General features: G+C 68.4%; 18 protein-coding genes. 10 read left to right on the top strand and 8 right to left on the bottom strand.

The genetic code is table 11. The annotated features are described in order from the left end of the window. Positions 1–13 precede the first annotated feature (13 nt). Both GSQ87_RS19685 and cobA read right to left on the bottom strand, forming a co-directional pair. Positions 14–382 carry a DUF2849 domain-containing protein gene (locus GSQ87_RS19685; protein WP_158917398.1) on the bottom strand — a complete coding sequence of 123 codons (369 nt, stop codon included), beginning with the start codon at positions 380–382 and terminating at the stop codon, positions 14–16. Next, positions 379–1,266 (bottom strand): uroporphyrinogen-III C-methyltransferase, encoded by an 888-nt coding sequence (gene cobA / locus GSQ87_RS19680; RefSeq protein ID WP_158917396.1) that lies wholly within the window; start codon positions 1,264–1,266, stop codon positions 379–381. Before cobA ends, GSQ87_RS19685 begins: the two co-directional genes overlap by 4 nt. A gap of 170 nt (positions 1,267–1,436) precedes the next feature. Here cobA and gcvA point away from each other — a divergent pair, with 170 nt between their 5' ends. The 5 genes from gcvA to GSQ87_RS19655 all read left to right on the top strand — a co-directional run bounded on the left by gcvA (position 1,437) and on the right by GSQ87_RS19655 (position 6,286). Further along, positions 1,437–2,381 carry a transcriptional regulator GcvA gene (gcvA, locus tag GSQ87_RS19675; RefSeq protein WP_158917394.1) on the top strand — a complete coding sequence of 315 codons (945 nt, stop codon included), beginning with the start codon at positions 1,437–1,439 and terminating at the stop codon, positions 2,379–2,381. A gap of 153 nt (positions 2,382–2,534) precedes the next feature. Further along, positions 2,535–4,004, top strand: coding sequence for a hypothetical protein (locus tag GSQ87_RS19670; protein WP_158917392.1), 1,470 nt, complete (start codon positions 2,535–2,537; stop codon positions 4,002–4,004). Beyond that, complete coding sequence (locus GSQ87_RS19665; protein WP_158917390.1) at positions 4,001–4,780, top strand: Imm52 family immunity protein; 780 nt, start codon at positions 4,001–4,003, stop codon at positions 4,778–4,780. The genes GSQ87_RS19670 and GSQ87_RS19665 overlap by 4 nt, the downstream gene beginning before the upstream one ends. A gap of 121 nt (positions 4,781–4,901) precedes the next feature. Beyond that, positions 4,902–5,735, top strand: coding sequence for an SPFH domain-containing protein (locus tag GSQ87_RS19660; RefSeq protein ID WP_158917388.1), 834 nt, complete (start codon positions 4,902–4,904; stop codon positions 5,733–5,735). Beyond that, a complete protein-coding gene (locus tag GSQ87_RS19655; RefSeq protein WP_158917386.1) occupies positions 5,735–6,286 on the top strand; it encodes a hypothetical protein in 552 nt (183 codons plus the stop codon). Before GSQ87_RS19660 ends, GSQ87_RS19655 begins: the two co-directional genes overlap by 1 nt. Positions 6,287–6,302: 16 nt before the next feature. Here the strand turns inward: GSQ87_RS19655 and GSQ87_RS19650 are convergent, their stop codons facing one another. Continuing rightward, complete coding sequence (locus GSQ87_RS19650; protein ID WP_158917384.1) at positions 6,303–7,358, bottom strand: transglutaminase family protein; 1,056 nt, start codon at positions 7,356–7,358, stop codon at positions 6,303–6,305. Between the two features lie 68 nt (positions 7,359–7,426). After that, positions 7,427–8,434, bottom strand: coding sequence for an LLM class flavin-dependent oxidoreductase (locus GSQ87_RS19645; RefSeq protein WP_158917382.1), 1,008 nt, complete (start codon positions 8,432–8,434; stop codon positions 7,427–7,429). Positions 8,435–8,565: 131 nt separating this feature from the next. On the opposite strand from GSQ87_RS19645, the gene GSQ87_RS19640 reads away from it, so the two are divergent. After that, positions 8,566–11,427 carry a pitrilysin family protein gene (locus GSQ87_RS19640; RefSeq protein ID WP_158917380.1) on the top strand — a complete coding sequence of 954 codons (2,862 nt, stop codon included), beginning with the start codon at positions 8,566–8,568 and terminating at the stop codon, positions 11,425–11,427. A 10-nt stretch (positions 11,428–11,437) separates the two neighbouring features. Next, a complete protein-coding gene (locus GSQ87_RS19635) occupies positions 11,438–12,757 on the top strand; it encodes an NAD(P)/FAD-dependent oxidoreductase (RefSeq protein ID WP_158917378.1) in 1,320 nt (439 codons plus the stop codon). A gap of 32 nt (positions 12,758–12,789) precedes the next feature. On the opposite strand, the gene GSQ87_RS19630 is transcribed toward GSQ87_RS19635, so the two are convergent. Both GSQ87_RS19630 and GSQ87_RS19625 read right to left on the bottom strand, forming a co-directional pair. Then, positions 12,790–14,778 (bottom strand): potassium transporter Kup, encoded by a 1,989-nt coding sequence (locus GSQ87_RS19630; RefSeq protein ID WP_158917950.1) that lies wholly within the window; start codon positions 14,776–14,778, stop codon positions 12,790–12,792. Positions 14,779–15,007: 229 nt separating this feature from the next. Continuing rightward, positions 15,008–15,415: a Spy/CpxP family protein refolding chaperone gene (locus GSQ87_RS19625; protein ID WP_158917376.1), complete on the bottom strand. Its 408-nt coding sequence runs from the start codon at positions 15,413–15,415 to the stop codon at positions 15,008–15,010. A gap of 135 nt (positions 15,416–15,550) precedes the next feature. On the opposite strand from GSQ87_RS19625, the gene GSQ87_RS19620 reads away from it, so the two are divergent. The 3 genes from GSQ87_RS19620 to sodC all read left to right on the top strand — a co-directional run bounded on the left by GSQ87_RS19620 (position 15,551) and on the right by sodC (position 17,376). Further along, a complete protein-coding gene (locus tag GSQ87_RS19620; protein WP_158917374.1) occupies positions 15,551–16,006 on the top strand; it encodes an Rrf2 family transcriptional regulator in 456 nt (151 codons plus the stop codon). A gap of 4 nt (positions 16,007–16,010) precedes the next feature. Next, complete coding sequence (locus GSQ87_RS19615) at positions 16,011–16,766, top strand: creatininase family protein (protein WP_158917372.1); 756 nt, start codon at positions 16,011–16,013, stop codon at positions 16,764–16,766. Between the two features lie 79 nt (positions 16,767–16,845). Further along, positions 16,846–17,376, top strand: a complete 531-nt coding sequence (gene sodC, locus GSQ87_RS19610; RefSeq protein ID WP_158917370.1) for a superoxide dismutase family protein — start codon at positions 16,846–16,848, stop codon at positions 17,374–17,376. A 9-nt stretch (positions 17,377–17,385) separates the two neighbouring features. Here sodC and rraA read toward each other — a convergent pair whose 3' ends face one another. Next, complete coding sequence (gene rraA / locus GSQ87_RS19605) at positions 17,386–17,877, bottom strand: ribonuclease E activity regulator RraA (RefSeq protein WP_158917368.1); 492 nt, start codon at positions 17,875–17,877, stop codon at positions 17,386–17,388. Between the two features lie 32 nt (positions 17,878–17,909). Further along, positions 17,910–19,334 (bottom strand): FAD-binding oxidoreductase, encoded by a 1,425-nt coding sequence (locus tag GSQ87_RS19600; RefSeq protein WP_158917366.1) that lies wholly within the window; start codon positions 19,332–19,334, stop codon positions 17,910–17,912. Between the last annotated feature and the right edge of the window lie 6 nt (positions 19,335–19,340).

The raw sequence follows: 19,340 nt of genomic DNA, 5'->3' as shown, positions 1-19,340 counted from the left end.
CGGCGCCCTTTCCTTACTTCTTCAACCGGATCAGGCCGAGCCGGCCCGAGGAGCGCGCGGCGCCGTGCGCCGACTGCATCGCCTTGATCACCGAGCCGCCCTCGGCCTGCTTGCCCATGTCGGGATGGATGGTCGGGCCGAGCGCGCGCACCCGTTCGCGATAGCTGATCGGCACCGGCAAGCCGTCCTCCAGCGCCACGTCGATACGGTAGGGGTCGATCACCCTGGTCGCCTGGGCCTTGGCGGCGTCGAGCGCCGCCTCGCCGGTCTCGGCGGCGTCGAACAGCTCGGCCTCGGCGAACTGCTCGACCCAGCGGCCAGACGCCCAGAACACGACGTCGCCGGTCTGCAGGTCGTTGGCGGTGATGGCGGCGTAGCTCATGAGCGAATCTTCGTAGGTTGGGACGCGCATACAGGCGCGATGTCGGATGCGGTCGTAGCGGCGGCGACCAGGCCGTCCGCCTGGGCGAGCGAGGCCACTTCGCCGATGATCAACACGGCAGGGCCCGCCAATGTTGCGGCGACCTCGGACAGGGCGCCGAGCGTGGTCAGGACGCGGCGCTCAGCCGGCTGGCTGGCCCGCTCCACGATCAGCACCGGCGTGCCGAGCGCGCGGCCGGCCTCGGCCAGACGCGCGGCGATCACCGGCGCTGTGCTCAATCCCATATAGACCACCACCGTATGGTTCGGCCGCGACAGGGCGATCCAGTCCAGGTCCGGCTCGGCCGGGGCCCCGCCTGGCGTCATGGCGGCGTGGCCGGTGACGAAGGTGACGGCCTGGGCCAGGCCACGATGGGTCAGGGGCGCGCCGCTGGCGGAGGCGGCGGCGAAGGCCGCGCTGACGCCCGGGATCACCTCGCACGCCACCCCAGCGGCGCGGCAAGCCAGCAGCTCTTCGCCTCCGCGACCAAACATGAACGGATCGCCGCCCTTCAACCGCACGACTTGCAAGCCCTCGCGGGCGAGCGCGACCAGCAGCTCGTTCAGCTCGTCCTGGGGGACGGAATGGTTGGACTTGCGCTTGCCCACATACAGCCGGCGCGCGCCGGGCGCCGCCAGGTCGAGCACCGCCTGCGGCGCCAGCCGGTCGTGCAACACCACGTCCGCCGACTGCATCACCCGCAGCGCCTTCAAGGTCAAAAGCTCGGGATCGCCGGGACCAGCGCCCACCAGCCACACCTTGCCGCCCCGCGCAGGCGCGCCGACATCCGGCCCGCCCCGCAACAGGACGAGCCCCGCCTCGCGATCGCGACTGCGGTGGGACATCGGTTAGAACTCCTCAACGACAACCAGGGCGGACGGCGCGTGGATAGCTCGCCGCTCGCCCCATCATCCTCGCCACGATGGGCTTAATACGGCGTTTGAGCCTGCTAAATGGCGGCAGTTGATCAATCTTGCAAGACGTTGCATGGTATGTAGGCTGTTAGGAAATCTATATGCGACGACGACTTCCGCCCCTCAACGCCCTGCGCGCCTTCGAGGTCGCGGCCCGGCACATGAACTTCAGCCGCGCCGCCGAGGAGCTGAGCGTGACCCCCGGCGCGGTCAGCCAGCAGATCCAGAACCTGGAGGACTATATCGGCGAGCCGCTGTTCAAGCGCACGCCCAAGGGCCTGCTGCTGACCGACGCCGCCCAGACCGCCCTGCCCGCCCTGCGCGAGGCGTTCGACCGGCTGAGCGAGGCCGCCAGCCAGCTCACCGCCGCGGTGGACGGCCGTCGCGTCACCGTCTCCGCCGCCCCCTCCTTCGCCGCCAAGTGGCTGGTGCCGCGCCTCGGCCGGTTCGAGGCGGCCAATCCCGAGATCGACGTCTGGCTGTCGGCGGGCATGGAGCTGGTGGACTTCACCACCGGCGAGGTGGACATCGCCATCCGTTACGGCTCGGGCCGCTATCCGGGGCTGGAGGTGACGCGGCTGATGAGCGAGACGGTGACGCCCGTCGCCTCCCCCTCCCTGCTGGCCGACCGGCCGCTGATCGAGGCGCAGGACCTGCTCAACCACACCCTGCTGCACGACGGCTCGCCCGACGCCGACGAGAGCTGCCCGGACTGGGCCATGTGGCTGACCGCGCGCGGGGTGAAGGGCCTGGACGGCTCGCGCGGCCCGCGCTTCAACCAGTCCAGCCTGGTGATCGAGGCCGCGGTCGGCGGACGCGGCGTGGCCCTGGCCAAGGGCGCCCTGGCCCAGGCCGACCTGGACGCCGGCCGGCTGGTGGCGCCGCTGCTCGCCTCCACCACCACCCTCGATTACGCCTACCACCTGGTCTATCCCAAGACCAAGAGCCGCCTGAAACAGGTCCGCGCCTTCGTCGCCTGGGTCACCGCCGAAGCCGCCGCCCACGAGGCCGGGGTGCAGACGATGGACAACGGGGCGGGGATTTAAGCCTCGACCCTCGGCGCACCGGGCGATGGCCACGCGCTGATCCACACCCAAAATGTTCCTATTTTGTTCTTGATCGGCCTCACTCCTGCGGCTAAGGTCACGCTCATTCCCTGACATTCGCGCCGGCCAAGGGCGCTTCATCCAGAGGTGACCGTGCTCGAGCAGATGCGGGAGCGATGGCGTGCGCGCGAAGCCGCGACATCGATCCATGATGTGATGGACTTCGGACCCGACGGGCTGGTGCTCGGCGCGGGAACCGTACTCGCCCAGCGGAAAGCGGTCTCGCCGGCGCCCAACGGGGACGACGAGGCGAGGTTGCTGACCCTGCTGTCGGTCGCCTACGCCCGACCGGTACCGGCCCAGGTGCTGAAGCACATCCAGCGGGCGACCCTACGTTGGGACGAAGGTCAGGCGACGCTGGCCCGGGTGCATCTGGCGATGACTCAGTTGAACCGCCTGCCGGCTCCGCGCGAGGCGGCCCGACGGCTGTTCATGGCCGACGAGCTGATGAAGGCCGGAATGGCGCCCGCCGACATCCTGTCTTCCATGGATATCGACGCCTCGGCGGTGCTGCCGGACATGGAGAAATACTCGCCCAGCCAGCCCCGCGTCCCCAAGGGCTCCGGCCGGCCGAGCGGCCAATGGGTGCACGACGCCCTGGCCGCCGCCGGCGCGAAGGCGACGGTTGTGGGGCGCGAGATCGGCGCGGCGGAGCGCGCCGTGGTCACTGAGATCGGACGGGAAGCGGCCATCGCCGGCCGCGCCGCCGGGGCGGTGGCGGAGGGTGCGGGCCGAGCCGTGGCGTCGGGAAGCCGGCAAGCCGCCGGTCTCGTGGCGAGCCTGTCGCCGGCCGAGCTTGGCGAACTCGCCCTCATGGCCGGCAGATTGGGCGGCCCCGCCGCCCTCCTGGGCGTAGCGTTCTTCCCCTCCACCATCGGCCGGAACGCCGAAGGGGCGGTTCCAGGCGCGCCCGGCTGGCGCTACGCCAGCCACGCCGACGACTTCTATATGCGATTCACCTATGACGGCCCGAACGGCCAGCACCAGACGTTCCTGGCCCACCGCGACACGGACGGCGTTCTCCGCGATCCCCAGAACCGCACCGTAGGCAAGGTCCTGCCCGACGGCCGGACGGCGATTCAGCTTCAAGCCATTTCGCCGGCTTTGGTGAAGGAAGGTGAGCCGAACTACTGTCCAGCGCCGACACCGGACAATCCCGGTGCTAGGGAAAACGACAAAGATTACGAGGAGTTCGTAAAGCGCCACGTCAATCCGCTTGCCCCGACGCCACGCGACCTCGCCATCGCTCTTGCACATCCCACTTTGATTCGGCCTGTTAAATACGATGATTGCCAACATAGCACGGGCGATCTGATCGACGCGAAGGGCGAGGCATATGCACGGCTATTGAGGGCATGGAAGGGAAATCCAAATTTTGAAGTAGCCGGAAAGTTGATCTACCAAGCGGAAAGGCAGGTACAAGCAAGTCAGGGACGGCATATAATTTGGTATTTTTCCACACAGGAAGCGATGGATGAAGCTAAGGATTTAGCTAGAGAAAATCCGACATGGCTCGGACAAATCGACATTCGCCTTCTTGCCTGGAAACGAGGTCAAAAATGAACAATTGCGGCTACTCTATAGAGTCTGTCTGGCTTGATAGAACGGAAAATCCAAAATTTATTGGAGAAAAATTCATCGCCACATTGAATTCTCTTAGCCGAGGAAATCAGATATTTCGAAACTGGGGCGTCAGCGACGTCCCCGAAAGTCATGATCTCGCGGCGCTTGAGGATGCTCATAATATTTCACTTGATCAAGCCTCCGAAAATATTACTGATTTCGTCAAGGGCCACATCCATTATTATGAAGACACAAATCAATTAGATAAGGATTTTGGTTACGATTTATTGGCCTTCAATAATTTTGAAGAAGACGAAAACACAAACCCGAAAGACCTGATCGTAGCGATCACCGCGGGTGCAAAGTTTAAAAATAGGGCCAATTTCATGGCGGGGGGATACTGGATGGAGCCTGACCCTTCGGTTGTGACTTTCCCAATCTTCAGTCTAGCGATTCGCACCCTTATCCGCATATGGGCGCCCACCTGGGCCAACGCCCGCGCCGGAGGCTGGAACGATGCGGCAGGCTCAATCCCTTCCGCCTATAAGGCACTTTGGGGACAGCATTTTCTAGCTCCGTGGATGTCCTACCTATCCGCGCCGCTTGCTGAAGGCCTGCACCCTCCACCCGACATCCTCGCCGAGCGTTTATCCGATGGCGGACTGCTGATGATCGCCACCGAGGATCGGCTGGACCCGACCAATCCTGAACACATGCGGCGCGCCAAGCTGTTGGCGGACATCATGCTTCAGCGTGTTCCTCAAAATGTCTGGTGATTGAAGGGTCACACCCGGCCCACCCTCACGACCGCGTGATGCCGCCGCCGCGCGTCTCGCAACCGTCACGCGCATCCCATACGGTCGCGGCGCAAAGCAAAGCCGCATAGGGACGTATTCCATGGCCATTACCCGTCAGGTGATCACCTCGCTGCAACGCGACGGGACCGACGCGCTCGGCACCCGCACGCTCGCGCTCAAGATCGCCGACGACAGCATCGTCTCCGGCTCGCTGCTGACGGTGGAGAGCAACCACTTCGGCATCCTGAAGTCGCGCGGGGCGGTGCTGAACGTCTACGAGACCGGCCAGTACGCCCTGACCACGCCCGACAAGCCGATCCTGGGCTCGATCGCCCAGGGCTTCTTCGGCGGCGCTTCGCCCTGGGTGTACGAGGTGATCTACATCAACCGCTCCAAGCTGCTGGTGCGCAACCAGGGCATCGCCACCAGCGCCGAGATGGCGGAGATGGCCTATGTGGTCGACTACTACATCCACGTCGACAGCAAGGAAGGCGCGCTCGACCTGATCACCCACATGCCGTTCAGCGGCGCGGTGATCGACACCGCCGAGATCGCCGACTACGCCGGCCCCGCCATCGAGCAGGCGATCAACCAGGTGGTCCAGGTGACCAAGATGGAGAACATCAACGAACACATCGGCGAGGTCCGCGAGGCCGTGAAGGGCCACCTGACCGACTTCCTGCGCGTCTACGGCATCATGCTCAACGACCTGAAGGTCCTGATCATGCCCAAGGACGAGCGAATGCGCGAGCTGATCTCGCTGCAGGCCATCGGCCTGACCCCGATCGAGGCGGTGCGCTATTATCTGGCGCTGAGGATGGCCGAGAAGGGCCTGGTCTCGGCCCCCAACGCGGCGGCGGGCCTGCCCTTCAACATCGGCGGCCAGCCGACCGGCTTCTATCCGGTCGGGGCCGAGACGGGCATGACCAAGTAGTGGGCGGGTTCTACGACGTCGGGCCGCTGCGTCAGGTCGCCATCAACCTGTTCTACGGTTGGGGCTACAACTTCTATCGCAAGGAAAACCAGCTTCGCGCGGACGACCAGCTCGTCCGCGCGAAGGCGTGCTGGTTGCTCGGCCTGTCGCGCGGGGCGGTGGAGAGCGCGGAGGCGGCCTATCGGCGCGAGCACCTGCCGCCACCCAGCCGCGCCAATCCCTATCCCGACCCGGCGGCGGTCGCCGGCGCCCAGGCGCTGGAGCGGCTGTCCAAGGCGATCGGAAGCACGGAGGCGCAGATCCGCAACCAGCCGGTCCCCGAGACCGACCGCATGACCCAGCGCTACCGCCAGGAGGCGCCGACCCTGGTCGCGCTGGAAGAGTGCGACCAGGACCTGATCGGCCAGGCAGACCTGCTGCGCACCCTGGTGGACGGCCGCACCGGCGAGGCGATCGTGGAAACCCTGCCGGACCTGGAGCACGGACTGGCCGCCATCGCCGACACCCTGCACCGACGCCAGGCCGTGCTGTTCGGCGGCGGCCCGGCCTAGGACACGCCGAGCCGCCCTACGCCGCCTTGGGCGTGGAGACGATGCGGTAGCGGAACGTGTCGGGGTCGAGCTGGTCCATCTCGCCGGCCGGGGTCATCGCCAGCGGGTACATCAGGAAGTGCTCGGCCGGCGGCTTGGACGCACCGGGTAGCGCCACGTCGGTGGCGCTGTTGTAGGCGACCCAGTTCATCTCCCAGCTGCCGAACAGCCGTTCGCGATGGCCCTTCACCTCAGGGCTGTCGACCGCGATCTTCTCTTCCAGCACCACCTTGCGCACGTCGGCGGGGTCGACCGGGAACCAGCCCACGCCCTCCAGCCACATCTCGGCGCGGCAGTGCTGGGCGTGGGTGACGTCGCCCGACGCGCCCAGGCACTTGGCGTACTTCGACGGGCCCAGCCGCACGCCGTAGACGTCGCGGGCCGGAATGCCGGCCGCGCGCGACAGGCCGACCATCAGGCTGTTGATGTCGGCGCACTTGCCGCCGAGATAGCCGGTCTCCAGCATGTTCTCGATCCCGCCCGTGCCGCAGCCGCGCGTGGCCGCGTCGCGGAAGGTGTTGTCCACCACCCAGTCGTAGATCGCCCGCAGCCTGGCGCGGGGCTCGGGGTGGCTCAGCGCGATCTTCATGGCGGTGCTCTTCACCAGCCCGTCGGTCGGCAGGCTGGGAACCGGCGCAGTCCAGAAGGCGCGCTCCTTGGCGCTGAGGCGGGCGCCGTCGGCGGTGCGGTCGCGGGTGGAGATCACCTGCGAGACCTTCACGGTGCGCGGACCGCCAGCTTGGGTCCAGGTCACGTGCAGCATCTGCGCGCCATAGCGGGCGTCGCGCACCAGCCTGGCCTGGCCGGTGCTCTGGAAACTGGGGAGGGCCCCATGCTGATAGACAGAGCGGCTTTCGCCCACGGGTACCCACAGCTCGGCCGGCGCATCGGGGCGCGACAGGTCGACTTCCGTCACCATCTCGTAGCTGCGCCAGCCGTCGCCGGCGGGCGCGCCCTCGGCCCAGGCCTGTCGGCCAAGCACCGCCGACGCCGCCAGGGTCCCAGCGCCTTGCAGTAGCGCACGTCTATGCATGGTGTTTTCCCACTCCGATGGCCTACGCCTAGCGACGTACGCACAGCGCTTCAACCGTGGCGAAAAGGTCAGGCCGCGGCCTTGGCCCCCAGCTCGCCCGCGACGCCCGCCAGCAGCTCGAACGACCGCATCCGCGCGCCGTGATCGAAGATCTGGGCGGTGACCATCAGCTCGTCCGCGCCGGTCTGGATCACGAAGTCCTTCAGGCCCTTGCGCACCGTCTCCGGCGAACCGACCACCGCGCAGCGCAACGCATGGGCGATCGTCGCCCGCTCGACCGGCGCGAGCACGGCCGAGATGTCGTCCACCGGCGGCGGCAGCTTGCCGGGCCGGCCGCTGCGCAGCCGCGCGAACGCCTGCTGCAGCGAGCTGAACAGGCGCACGGCCTCCACATCGGTGTCGGCGACGAACACGTTCAGCCCCAGCATGGCGTGGGGCCGGTCCAGCCGCTCCGAAGGCTTGAAGCGGCTGCGGTACACCTCCAGCGCCTGCATCATGGCGTCGGGCGCGAAGTGGGAGGCGAAGGCGAAGGGCAGCCCCAGGGCGGCGGCGAGCTGGGCGCCGAACAGGCTGGAGCCCAGGATCCATACCGGCACCCGCAGTCCCTCGCCGGGCACGGCGCGCACCGTCTGGCCTGGCTGGGCCGGCTCGAAATAGGCCAGCAGCTCCATGACGTCGTTAGGGAAGGCGTCGACGTCGCCGGACAGGGTGCGGCGGAGCGCGTGGGCGGCGATCTGGTCGGACCCCGGCGCACGTCCGAGCCCCAGGTCGATGCGGCCGGGATGCAGGGCCTCCAGCGTGCCGAACTGCTCGGCGATCACCAGGGGCGCGTGGTTGGGCAGCATGATGCCGCCCGCGCCGATGCGGATGGTCGAGGTCGCGGCCGCCACATGGGCCAGGGCCACGGCGGTCGCGGCGCTGGCCACGCCGACCATGTTGTGGTGCTCCGCCATCCAATAGCGGGAATAGCCCAGCCGCTCGGCATGACGGGCGAGTTCAGTGGAGTTGCGCAACGCCTGTCCGGCGTCGGAGCCTTCCACCACGGGGGAGAGATCGAGGACTGAAAGCGGGACCATGGGAGCGCATATGGGCGCCCCGGCCTAGGAGCGAAATGGGCGCCGGGCGGATCGAGACGAAGCTGGCGGGCGGACCCAACTTCAGCCACACCTGACGGCTCCTTGGACACGGAAGACCTTCCGGAGCAGCCATGCGGCGCACCCTCACCTCCCTGATCGCTCTGGCCAGCCTGGCCGGCGTCTCGTCCACGGCGCTGGCCGCCGCCACGCCCGCACCCACGAGTACGCCCAAGGTGAAGGCGTCCACTGTCGCCGTCCCGCCGATCGACTATCGCGAGCGCACCCTAGCCAACGGGCTGCACGTGTTCAGCGTGGTCGACAAGACCACCCCCAACGTCACCATCCAGCTATTCTACGACGTCGGCGGCAAGGACGATCCGTCGGGCCGGTCGGGCTTCGCGCACCTGTTCGAGCACCTGATGTTCAAGGCCACGCGCGACATGCCGTCGGAGTTCATGGACCGGCTGACCGAGGATGTCGGCGGGTTCAACAACGCCTCCACCGCCGAGGACGCCACCAACTTCTACGAGGTGGTCCCGGGCAACCATCTGGAACGGCTGTTGTGGGCGGAGGCCCAGCGGATGAGTTCGCTGCAGGTAGACCAGGCCAGTTTCGTCTCCGAGCGGCAGGTGGTCGAGGAGGAGCTGCGCCAGCGGGTGCTGGCCGATCCTTACGGACGGCTGTTCAGCTATCTGACCCCGGAAGAGTCCTACCGCATCCATCCCTACAAGCGGCCGGTGATCGGCAGCATCGAGGACCTGGATCACGCCACGCTCGACGACGTGCGCGCCTTCCACGCCACCTATTACCGGCCCGACAACGCCAGCCTGATCGTGATTGGCAACTTCGATCCGGCCGCGCTGGACGGCTGGGTGGATCGCTATTTCGCGCCCATCGGCCATCCTTCCGCGCCGATCCCGCGCGTCACCGCCGTGGAGCCGCCCCACACTGCGCCGCACACGGTCACCGGCTATGGTCCCGAGGTGCCACTGCCGGCGGTGGAGCTGACCTTCCTGGGGCCTGCGGCCTCAAGCTCCGATGCAGCGACCCTGGCGGTCATCGACGCCATCCTGACCACCGGCCGGGCTTCGCGCCTGTACCGGGACCTGGTCTACCAGCGCCAGATCGCCCAGGACGCCTTCTCCGACCCCGGCCTGCACCAGCAGTCCAGCCTGTTCCACGCCGGCCTGATCATGGCCAGCGGCAAGAGCGTGGACGAAGGCGAGACGGCGTTGCGCGACGAACTCCGCCGGCTGGCCGACACCCCGGTCCCGCCGGACGAACTGGCGCGGGCCAAGAATCAGCTGATGGCCCAGACCCTGCGCGAGCGGGAGACCGTGGACGGCCGCGCCAACGAGCTGGGCCAGACCATCGTGCTGGAGGGCGATCCCGCCAAGGTCAACACCGATATCGCCGAGGTCCAGGCGGTCAGCCCCGCCGACGTCCAGCGCGTCGTCCGCCAGTATCTGACCGACGAGAAGCGCACGACGATCCGCTATCTGGCGGAGGCGGATCGCCCCAAGGGGGCCCCCGCGCCGGCCGCCTCGCCCAGCAAGGCGTCTCCGCCCGCCGCCGCGCCAGCCCCAACGGCGGTCGCCACCGTCGCCCCGCCCGAAAGCCTGCCGCACACCGCGCCGCCGCCGGGACCGGATGTAACCGTCAACCTGCCCCAGCCCTCCGAACGCGTCCTGCCAAATGGATTGCGGGTGATCGTGGCCAAGACCTCGGACCTGCCGCTCGTCACCGCCGAGCTGACCATCAAGGCCGGCGCGACCTCGGACCCGCAGGGGCTGGCGGGGCTGCAGAGCCTGACCACGGCGCTCCTGCCCTCGGGTTCCGCCACGCTGACCGCGCCCGAGATCTCCAGCGCGGTCGAACGCCTGGGAGGCACGCTGGACACCAGCGCCGGTTCGGACGGCTCCTACCTCACCCTGACGGTGCTGGCCGACCAGCTCGACGCGGGGCTGCCGATCCTGTCGGACGTGGCGCGCCATCCCGCCTTCGCCCCGGCCGAGCTGGACCGCATACGCCGCCAGCGGCTGGACGCCCTGTCCGTGGCCATGGGCGAGCCGGGCCAGCTCGCGGGCCAGGCGGTATGGCCAGCGGTGTTCGGCGGCACGCCCTATGGCCACCCCTCCGGCGGGACAGTCAAATCCCTGGCCCGCATCACCCGCGAGGCGATCCTGGCCCAGTATGGGCGCGAGGTGCGGCCCGACAACGCCGTCCTGGTGATGACCGGCGACATCACCCCCGAACAGGGCTTCGCCCTGGCCGAGCGCACCTTCGGCGACTGGACCGCGCCCGCGACACCTCTGTCAAAGCCGCTCCCCACTCGCGTTCAAACCGCGCCGCGGGTGATCGTGATCGACCTGCCGGGGACGGGTCAGGCCGCCGTGACCCTGGCCGCCCCCTCCATCGGCCGCTCCGATCCGCATTATTTCGACGTGGAGGTCGCCAACGCCGTGCTCGGCGGCGGCTATTCTGCGCGCCTGAACGAAGAGGTGCGGGTGAAGCGCGGGCTCAGCTACGGCTCCAACAGCTCGGTGAACGAGCGCCGCGACACCGGATTGTTCGTGGCCACCGCCCAGACCCGCAACGAGGCCGCGCCCGAAGTCGCGCGCCTGCTGCTGGAACAGGCCCGCGGCTTGGCGACAGCGCCCCTGGGCGACGCGGAGACCGACGCGCGCGAAGCCGGCCTGGTCGGCGCCTATGGCCGCACCGTGGCCACCAGCTCGGGCCTGGCCAACGATCTGGCCACCAACGCCATCTACGACATCGACCCGGCCGAGATCGCCCGCTACACCCGCGCGCTGCAGAAGGTGACGCCCGACGCAGCCCGCGCCGCCGCGCCGCTGGCGGTCCAGGCCGACCGTGCGACCCTGGTTATCGTGGGCGACAGCAAGCTGTTCCTGGGCAAGCTCAAGACCGAGTTCCCCAATGCGGAGGTGATCCCCGCCGCCAGCCTCGACCTCGAGAGCGCAACGCTGAAATGAGACGTCGAAGATGTATGTGAACACGGTGGGGCCTGAAGCGCCCCGCGTCGTCGACGTTGTGGTGATCGGGGCTGGCGCAGCTGGAATCGGCGCGGCGCGGCGGCTGGCCAACTCGCGGCTCAGCGTGCTGGTGTTGGAGGCGCGCGACCGGCCCGGCGGGCGCGCGCATACTCTGACCGGCCGCTCGGGCGCGGCGATCGACCTCGGCTGCGGCTGGCTCCATTCCGCCGACCGCAATCCCTGGGCCGCGATCGCGGAGGCGACCGGCTTCATCGTCGACAAGGGTGAGGCGCCCTGGATGCGCCCGCGCATCGACGTCAACTTCCCGATCTCCGACCAGCGCGCCTACCACAAGGCTTTCGCCGTCTTCGAGGCGAAGCTGCGCGCGGCGGCCTCGGAGCCGGATCGCCCCGCCGCCGAGCTGTTCGATGAAGACACCGCCCGCTGGCGGCCGATGCTCGACGCCTTTTCCGGCTACTACAACGGCGCACCGTTCGCCGATATCTCGGTGCACGACTACGCCGCCTACCAGCCCACCGACGAGAACTGGCGGGTGGTGCAGGGCTATGGCGCGCTGATCCGCAGCCAGGCCGAGGCCATGCCCATCCTCTACGAGAGCCCGGTGCTGAGCATCGATCACGGCGGCGCAATGATGCGGCTGACCACGCCGTCGACCACCATCGAGGCCCGCGTGGTCATCCTGGCCGTGCCGGCGGCGGTACTGGCGCACGAGGACATCCGCTTCGAACCGCCCTTGCCCGACAAGACCGCCGCCGCCCAGGCCCTGCCGCTCGGCCACGTCGACAAGGTGTTTCTGAAGCTGGCGCGGCCGGAGGCGTTCGAGCCCGACACCCTGGCGGTCGGGCGCACCGACACCACCGACGCCGGCGCCTACACCTTCAGGCCCCTGGGCCACGCCCTGGTGGAGGGCTTCTTCGGCGGAGCGCTGGCGGAGGGATTGGAGCGCGAACCCGCCGGCGCCTTCACCGCCTTCGCCATCGACGAGCTGACCGCCCTATTCGGCTCAGCTTTCCGGCGCGAGCTGGCGCCCCTGGCCGAGAGCGACTGGGGGATCGATCCGTTCACGCGCGGCGCCTACTCCCACGCGCGGCCAGGCATGGCGCACATGCGCGAGGCGCTCCGCCGACCGGTGCGGGAACGGCTGTTCTTCGCCGGCGAGGCCTGCTCCCCGCATGCCTTCTCGACCGCCCACGGGGCTTACGAGACGGGGGTCGCGGCGGCGGAAGCGGTCCTGGCGGAACTGGCGCCGGAAGAGGTTGAACGGCAGCGGGACGAAGAGGAAGACGAGCGCATGAGGAATGGCCGGTGAGGCGCTGAACGCGCGCTCGCCTTCTTCTGGACCTACACGCTGATCTGCGCGCCCAGTTCCACCACGCGTCCGGCGGGGATCTTGAAGAACTCGGTCGGGTTGGTGCCATTCTTCAGCAGGAAGATGAACAGCTTGTCCTGCCACATCGGCATGGCGGTCTGGGCGGCGGGCACCACCGAGCGGCGGCCAAGGAAGAAGGACGTCGCCATGATGTCGAACTTCACGCCCTGCTTGCGGCACAGGCCCAGCGCCTTGGGCACGTTCGGCGTCTCCATGAAGCCATAGTGGATCACCAGCTTCTTGAAGTCGTCGCTGAACGGCGTGATCTTTATGCGCTCGCTCTCAGGCACGCGCGGCGTCTCGGCTATCTGCACCGTGGCGATGATATTGGTCTGATGCAGCACCTTGTTGTGCTTGAGATTGTGCATCAGGGCCACCGGCGCGGTGTCTGGGTCCGACGTCAGGAAGATGGCCGTACCCGGCACGCGGTGCGGCTGGCGGGCGCGCAGCATCTCGATCAGCTCGGTCACCGGCACTGACTCGCGGCGGGTCTTCTCGGTGAGGATCTGACTGCCGCGCACCCAGGTGTACATGATCAGGAACAGCGAGGCGCCCAACGTCAGCGGCAACCAGCCGCCGGACGCGATCTTCAATCCGTTGGCGGCCAGGAACACCACGTCCAGGCAGATCATCGGCGCGATCATCGACAGCGCCATCCACAACTTCCACTTCCACATCCGACGGACCACGATGTAGGCGAGGATAGTGGTGGTCAGCATGGTGCCAGTCACCGCCAGGCCGTAGGCGTCGGCCAGGTTGTCGGCGGTCTGGAACACCGCCACCAGCACCAGCACCCCAATCATCAGGAAGCGGTTGACCTGGGGTACGAAGATCTGGCCCGACTGGGTCTCCGACGTGCGGGTCACGGTCAGGCGCGGCAGGATGCCCAGCAATACGCCCTGCTGGCTGAGCGAGAAGGCGCCGGTGATGACCGCCTGGCTGGCGATCACCGAGGCGACCACCGCCAGCACCACCAGCGGCGCACGCATGGCGTCAGGCGCCATGACGAAGAACCAGTCCTGATTGACGAAGGCGTGGTGGTGAGCCGCCGACCAGTGCAGCGATTTCAGCACGTAGGCGCCCTGGCCGAAATAATTCAGCGCCAGCGCCGGCAGGGCCAGGAACAGCCAGGAAGCCTGGATCGGCCAGCGACCGAAGTGACCCATGTCGGCGTAGAGCGCCTCGGCCCCGGTCACGGTCAGGAACACCGAGCCCAGCACCAGGAAGCCGACCAGCCCATGATGGACCAGGAACAGCACCGCATAGTGAGGACTGATCGCCGTCAGCACTTCGGGCGCGTCGAAGATGTGGGAAACGCCCAGCCAGGCCAGGCAGCAGAACCAGAGCAGCATGATCGGCCCGAAGAACAGGGCCAGCCTGGCGGTGCCGCGCGACTGGATCAGGAACAGGCCCACCAGGATCACGAACGAGAAGATGGTGATCGCACGGGGGGTGACCATGTGTTCCAAGGCCGGCACGTCGTGCATGCCCTGGAAGGCGCCGAGCACCGACATGGCGGGGGTGATGATGGCGTCGCCGTAGAACAACGATGCGCCGGCCAGGCCCAGGATGAACACCAGGAAGGTGCGTCGGCCCAGCGCCCGCTGCGCCAGGGCCATCAGCGATAGCACGCCGCCCTCGCCCTTGTTGTCCGCCCGCATGACGAACAGCACGTATTTCACCGTCACCACTAGGATCAGCGCCCACAGCGCCAGCGACACCACGCCAAGAACGGCGGGCGTGGTCACGGGGTCCTTGGCGGCCTGTCCCATTGCGACCTGGAACGCGTAGAGCGGACTGGTGCCGATATCGCCGAATACGACGCCCAGCGAACCGATCGCCATGGCCCAGAAGCCAAGACGCCTGTGACCGTGGGTCTGGGCGCCATTGGTTTGGCCGCCGTTGACCTCTTCCGATTCCGCCGGCGGATCGCAAGCTAGATTCGGGGCGGGATCATTCATCTGTCGAGCTGGGTCGGCAGGCGCCTCGGCCGGCTTTTCAGCGGCCTCCAGGCTAGGGCCCTGCAGGGGCATCCGCGTCCTCCGGGCCGGACGATTCCGATCGGGCCCATTTACGCCGCACATCCGGCGGCGGGTCGCGATACTCCAAACGCGGGGCCGGTTCAACCATGACGCACGCAGTTTTGCGGCGCCGCAACATCACGCCGCAGCCGGATTATTCGAATTCCGCTCAGCGCTGGGGCGGACCCCCTCGTCCCGCAGGCGGCGCGGTGGCTTGGTCGAACATCCGTTGTTGGTCGGGGCTCAGCACGCTGTAGAGCCCGCGCGTCGCCATGGCCTGCCGGTGGAACACGGTGAGCTGGGTGGTCAGCATGCCGTTGATCCGCTCCAGCCGCTCGGGCGTGGTCAAGGAGCCGAGCTGCTGGGCGCCCTGACGCATCTGGGCGATTTCGGCCGGTTGGGGCGAAGCGCTCTGATAGGTGCGCCACGCCGCTTCCTGGTCCGGCCGGATGTGCAGCATGGTGTGCAGATCAGGCTGCTGCTGGCCGTACTGGCTCTGGGCCTGAACGGCGCTAGCGGAAACCAGCAGGGCGCCCCCGATGGTGGCGACGGCGGCGATACGGATGAAAGGCTTCAAACTCGGCTCCCAAGGCGGGCGAAATTCATGTCGGACTTCAGTGTTTTGAGCGCGCCGGACGCGCATGGGTTCCGCGCCCCTTACCTCAGCCCGATCGGAGGGCTACTTTAAGGTCTGAAAGGTATCCGTCCAGAAATGTCCGATAGCCAACGATTTCCGGTGGCGGCCCACGCGCTGGCCTACCTCGCCCACAGCGACGCCTTCGGGCCGGAGCGGGCGGTGTCGAGCGCGGCGCTGGCGGCCTCCATGCCCACCAACCCGGTAGTGGTGCGGCGGGTGACGGCCATGCTCGCGCGCTTCGGGTTGATCGCCACCCGCACGGGCGCTTCGGGCGGCGCGTGGCTGCTGCACCGGCCCCAGGACATTACGCTGGACGAGGTTCTAGAGGCGGTCGGCGGCTGCGCAAGCATGGGCTGCCCCCCTCCCGGCGCGAAGGGTTGCCCGGTCGGCGAGCGGATTCCCGAAGCGGTGCGCAACGCCATCAAGGCGGCTGAGCGGGCGGCTTCCGAGCGATTGTCGCACATCACCGTCGCCGACCTGCTGCGCCAGGCCGAAGGCGCGGGCCCCTTGCTGATCCTGGAAGAAGCCTGAACCGATGCTGCTCGCCAAGTCCACCTGGCCCGAGATCGAAGCCCACCTCGCCCGCTCCAAGACTGTGGTCGTCCCCATCGGCTCCAACGAGCAGCATGGTCCCACGGGCCTGCTCGGCACCGACTGGATGTGCCCGGAGATCATCGCCCACTCGGCCCACGCCGATGGCGAACTGCTGATCGCGCCGACCTTCGCCGTGGGCATGGCCCAGCACCACCTGGGCTTTCCGGGCTCGATCTCGCTGCGCCCGACCACCATGATCGCCGCGATCCGCGACTGGACGGTTTCGTTGGCGGCGCACGGGTTCGAGCGGATTTATTTCCTGAACGGCCACGGCGGCAACGTCGCCACCATCGAGGCGGCCTTCTCGGAGATCTACGCCGAGGCCAGTTATCTCGGCCGTCCACGCGGCTTCGCGTTGAAACTGCGCAACTGGTGGGAACTGCCGGGCGTGCTGCGCCTGTGCGCCAACCTGTTCCCCGAGGGGCATGGCAGCCACGCCACCCCGTCCGAGATCGCGATCACTCAGTACGCCTATCCCGATGCGATCAAGGCGGCGAACTACGCGCCCCGCATCGCGCCGACCGGGCCCATTCGCGAAGCCGCCGACTTCAGGGCCCGCTATCCCGACGGCCGCATGGGCTCCGACCCTGGCCAGGCGTCGCCGGAAAAGGGTGCGGAGATCGTCGCCCTCGCCGCCAAGGGCCTGGTCGAGGAAGTCCGCGCCTTCGCCACCGAACCGACGCCCGCGCGGAGCTGATCCGCGCCCGTTCCGCTCTTCTCTGCTCGCGCAGACGGTGCGCTTGGCCTAGGGTGCGGCCAAACGTCCGGAGGCTCCCATGAAGACGCTGCTCTGCTCCATGATCCTGGCCGCAGGCCTCGCGAGCACGGCCCAGGCCGCCACCCTCACCGCTCCGGTCGCGCTCGCCACGCCCACCGGCCCAGGCGCCCCTGTCGGGACCGTGACCATCAGCGACGGTCCGTCGGGCGCCATCCTGACCACCGACCTGCACGGCCTTCCTCCCGGCGTCCACGGCTTCCACGTCCACGCCATGGGCAGCTGCGCCGCCGCACCCGACAAGACCACCGGCAAGATCGTCCCCGCTGGCGCGGCAGGCGGGCACATGGACCCCTCCATGAGCGGCAAGCACGAAGGCCCGATGGGCATGGGCCATCTCGGCGACCTGCCGGCGCTGACCGTCGCCGCCGACGGCACGGCCAAGGAAAGCCTCGCCGCCCCGCACATCTCCTCGGTCGCGGCCCTGAAGGGTCATGCGCTGATGATCCACGCGGGCGGCGATAACTACAGCGACGCGCCGGCTCCCCTCGGCGGCGGCGGCGCGCGCATCGCCTGCGGGGTGATCGGCTAGCCCCGCTCCCTATCCCGCGCCGACGGCCAGGTCTGGCGTAAGCGTCAGCACCCCGTCGGCGTCGGCGTACAACACGTCGCCCGGCCGCCAGATCACCCCGCCGAACGCCAGCGGCTGATCGATCTGCCCTTCGTCGCGACGCGCGGCCTTGCGCGGGGTGGAGGCCAGGGCCTTGACGCCGAGGTCGAGGCCCTTGAGCGGCTCCACGTCGCGCACGCAGCCGAAGATAACCGCGCCGACCCAACCGTTCTTGACCAGGTCCGCGCCGATCATGTCGCCGAGCAGGGCGTAGCGCAGGCTGCCCCCGCCATCGATCACCAGCACCCGCCCGTCGCCCGGCGTTCGGCTCAACGCCCTGAGCCGGCCGTTGTCCTCGAAACACTTGAGGGTGGCGATGCGACCGCTGAAGGCGATCCGGCCGCCATAGTCGCGCAGCACGACGTCAGGCACCTGGGCTTCGGTCTCGAACTGGTCGTACAGGTCGCAGGTGGTCCAGGCCATCGACGCGGCTCCCCTCAAACGGTTGGTCAGGACTAGAACAGCACCCTGGGGTTCATGATCCGGTGGGGATCGAAGGCCGCGCGCAGGCGCTGCATCAGCTCCACCGTATGCGGGTCCTTGTAGCGCCGCGCCTCGCCGGACTTCATCACGCCCAGCCCGTGCTCGGCCGAAATCGAGCCGCCAAGCGCATCGACGATGTCGTGGATGGCCTTGGAACCCTGGTCGCGCAGGGCCGCGTGGGCCGCGCCGTCGCCTCCCAGCGGCTGGAGCACGTCGTAGTGGATGTTGCCGTCGCCGACATGGCCGAACGCCACCACCCGCGATCCCGGCGCCAGGGCCTCGGCCGCCGCCGTGGCGCGGGCTAGAAACTCCGGCACGCGGGAGACCGGCACCGAGACGTCGTGCTTCCAGGTGACGCCCTCCGGCTTCTGGGCGGCGGACTGTTCCTCGCGCAGCCGCCACATCGCCTTGGCCTGGGCCTGGTTCTGGGCCAGGGCGGCGTCGGCGATCAGGTCGTCCTCCAAGGCGGACGCCAGCAGGCGCTCCATCGCCGCCTCGGCATGACCGCCCTCGGAACTGGCGATCTCGATCAATACGATCCACGGGTAAGGCTCGGCCAAGGGATCGCGCACGTCGGGGATGTTCCTGATCGCCAGCTCCACGCCCCGGCGGCTGATCAGCTCGAACGCCTCCACCGCGCCGCCGCTTTCGCCCTTGGCGCGGGCGAGCAGGGCGATGGCGTCCTCCGACCGGTTCAGGCCGACGATCGCCACCGAGCGCGAACTGAGGATCGGGAACAGCTTCAGGCTGGCGGCGGTGACCACGCCCAGCGTGCCCTCGCCGCCGATCAGCAGCTGCTTGAGGTCATAGCCGGTGTTGTCCTTGCGCAGCCGCTTCAGCCCGTTGAACACCGAGCCGTCCGGCAGCACCGCCTCGATCCCCAGCACCAGGTCGCGCATGGTCCCGTAGCGCAGCACCGCCGTGCCGCCGGCGTTGGTGGAGACCAGACCGCCGACCGTGGCCGATCCCTCCGCCGCCAGGCTGAGTGGAAAGAAGCGGTTCGCCTCGCGCGCCGCCTCCTGCACCGTGGTCAGCACCACGCCGGCCTCGACCACGATCACGTCGTCCAGCGGCGCGACCTCGCGGATGGCGTTCATCCGCTCCAGCGACAGCAGCACCTCGCCCTGGGGGATCTGGCCGCCGACCAGGCCGGTATTGCCGCCCTGGGGCGTCAGCGCGATGCGGTGCTCGGCGCAGCAGCGCACGAGGGCTGAGACCTCGGCGGTGGTGCGCGGCGACAGCAGCAACGGCGTCGTCCCGCGCCAGCGGTCCCGCCACTCCTTCAGCTTGGGCGCCAGCCGGTCGGGGTCAGCCGACCATCCGTCCGGGCCGGCGACGGCCTTCAGGGCGGCGAGGGCTTCGGGCGATAGGGTTATCGGGAAAGCATCGTCTTGCATGGGCTG

Origin of the sequence: Caulobacter sp. S45 (assembly GCF_009765965.1) — a bacterium.
In the GTDB taxonomy this organism is placed as follows: Bacteria; Pseudomonadota; Alphaproteobacteria; order Caulobacterales; family Caulobacteraceae; genus CAHJWH01.
Note: the sequence above shows the minus strand (reverse complement) of the source record. Positions and strands in the feature narration are given on the sequence as shown.

Coding starts and splice junctions, on each gene's coding strand:
- GSQ87_RS19630 (WP_158917950.1), bottom strand. CDS start 14,778: ATGAATGATCCCGCCCCGAATCTAGCTTGCGATCCGCCGGCGGAATCG.
- GSQ87_RS19635 (WP_158917378.1), top strand. CDS start 11,438: ATGTATGTGAACACGGTGGGGCCTGAAGCGCCCCGCGTCGTCGACGTT.
- gcvA (WP_158917394.1), top strand. CDS start 1,437: ATGCGACGACGACTTCCGCCCCTCAACGCCCTGCGCGCCTTCGAGGTC.
- GSQ87_RS19640 (WP_158917380.1), top strand. CDS start 8,566: ATGCGGCGCACCCTCACCTCCCTGATCGCTCTGGCCAGCCTGGCCGGC.
- GSQ87_RS19645 (WP_158917382.1), bottom strand. CDS start 8,434: ATGGTCCCGCTTTCAGTCCTCGATCTCTCCCCCGTGGTGGAAGGCTCC.
- sodC (WP_158917370.1), top strand. CDS start 16,846: ATGAAGACGCTGCTCTGCTCCATGATCCTGGCCGCAGGCCTCGCGAGC.
- GSQ87_RS19660 (WP_158917388.1), top strand. CDS start 4,902: ATGGCCATTACCCGTCAGGTGATCACCTCGCTGCAACGCGACGGGACC.
- GSQ87_RS19650 (WP_158917384.1), bottom strand. CDS start 7,358: ATGCATAGACGTGCGCTACTGCAAGGCGCTGGGACCCTGGCGGCGTCG.
- GSQ87_RS19685 (WP_158917398.1), bottom strand. CDS start 382: ATGAGCTACGCCGCCATCACCGCCAACGACCTGCAGACCGGCGACGTC.
- GSQ87_RS19600 (WP_158917366.1), bottom strand. CDS start 19,334: ATGCAAGACGATGCTTTCCCGATAACCCTATCGCCCGAAGCCCTCGCC.
- rraA (WP_158917368.1), bottom strand. CDS start 17,877: ATGGCCTGGACCACCTGCGACCTGTACGACCAGTTCGAGACCGAAGCC.
- GSQ87_RS19615 (WP_158917372.1), top strand. CDS start 16,011: ATGCTGCTCGCCAAGTCCACCTGGCCCGAGATCGAAGCCCACCTCGCC.
- GSQ87_RS19665 (WP_158917390.1), top strand. CDS start 4,001: ATGAACAATTGCGGCTACTCTATAGAGTCTGTCTGGCTTGATAGAACG.
- GSQ87_RS19620 (WP_158917374.1), top strand. CDS start 15,551: ATGTCCGATAGCCAACGATTTCCGGTGGCGGCCCACGCGCTGGCCTAC.
- cobA (WP_158917396.1), bottom strand. CDS start 1,266: ATGTCCCACCGCAGTCGCGATCGCGAGGCGGGGCTCGTCCTGTTGCGG.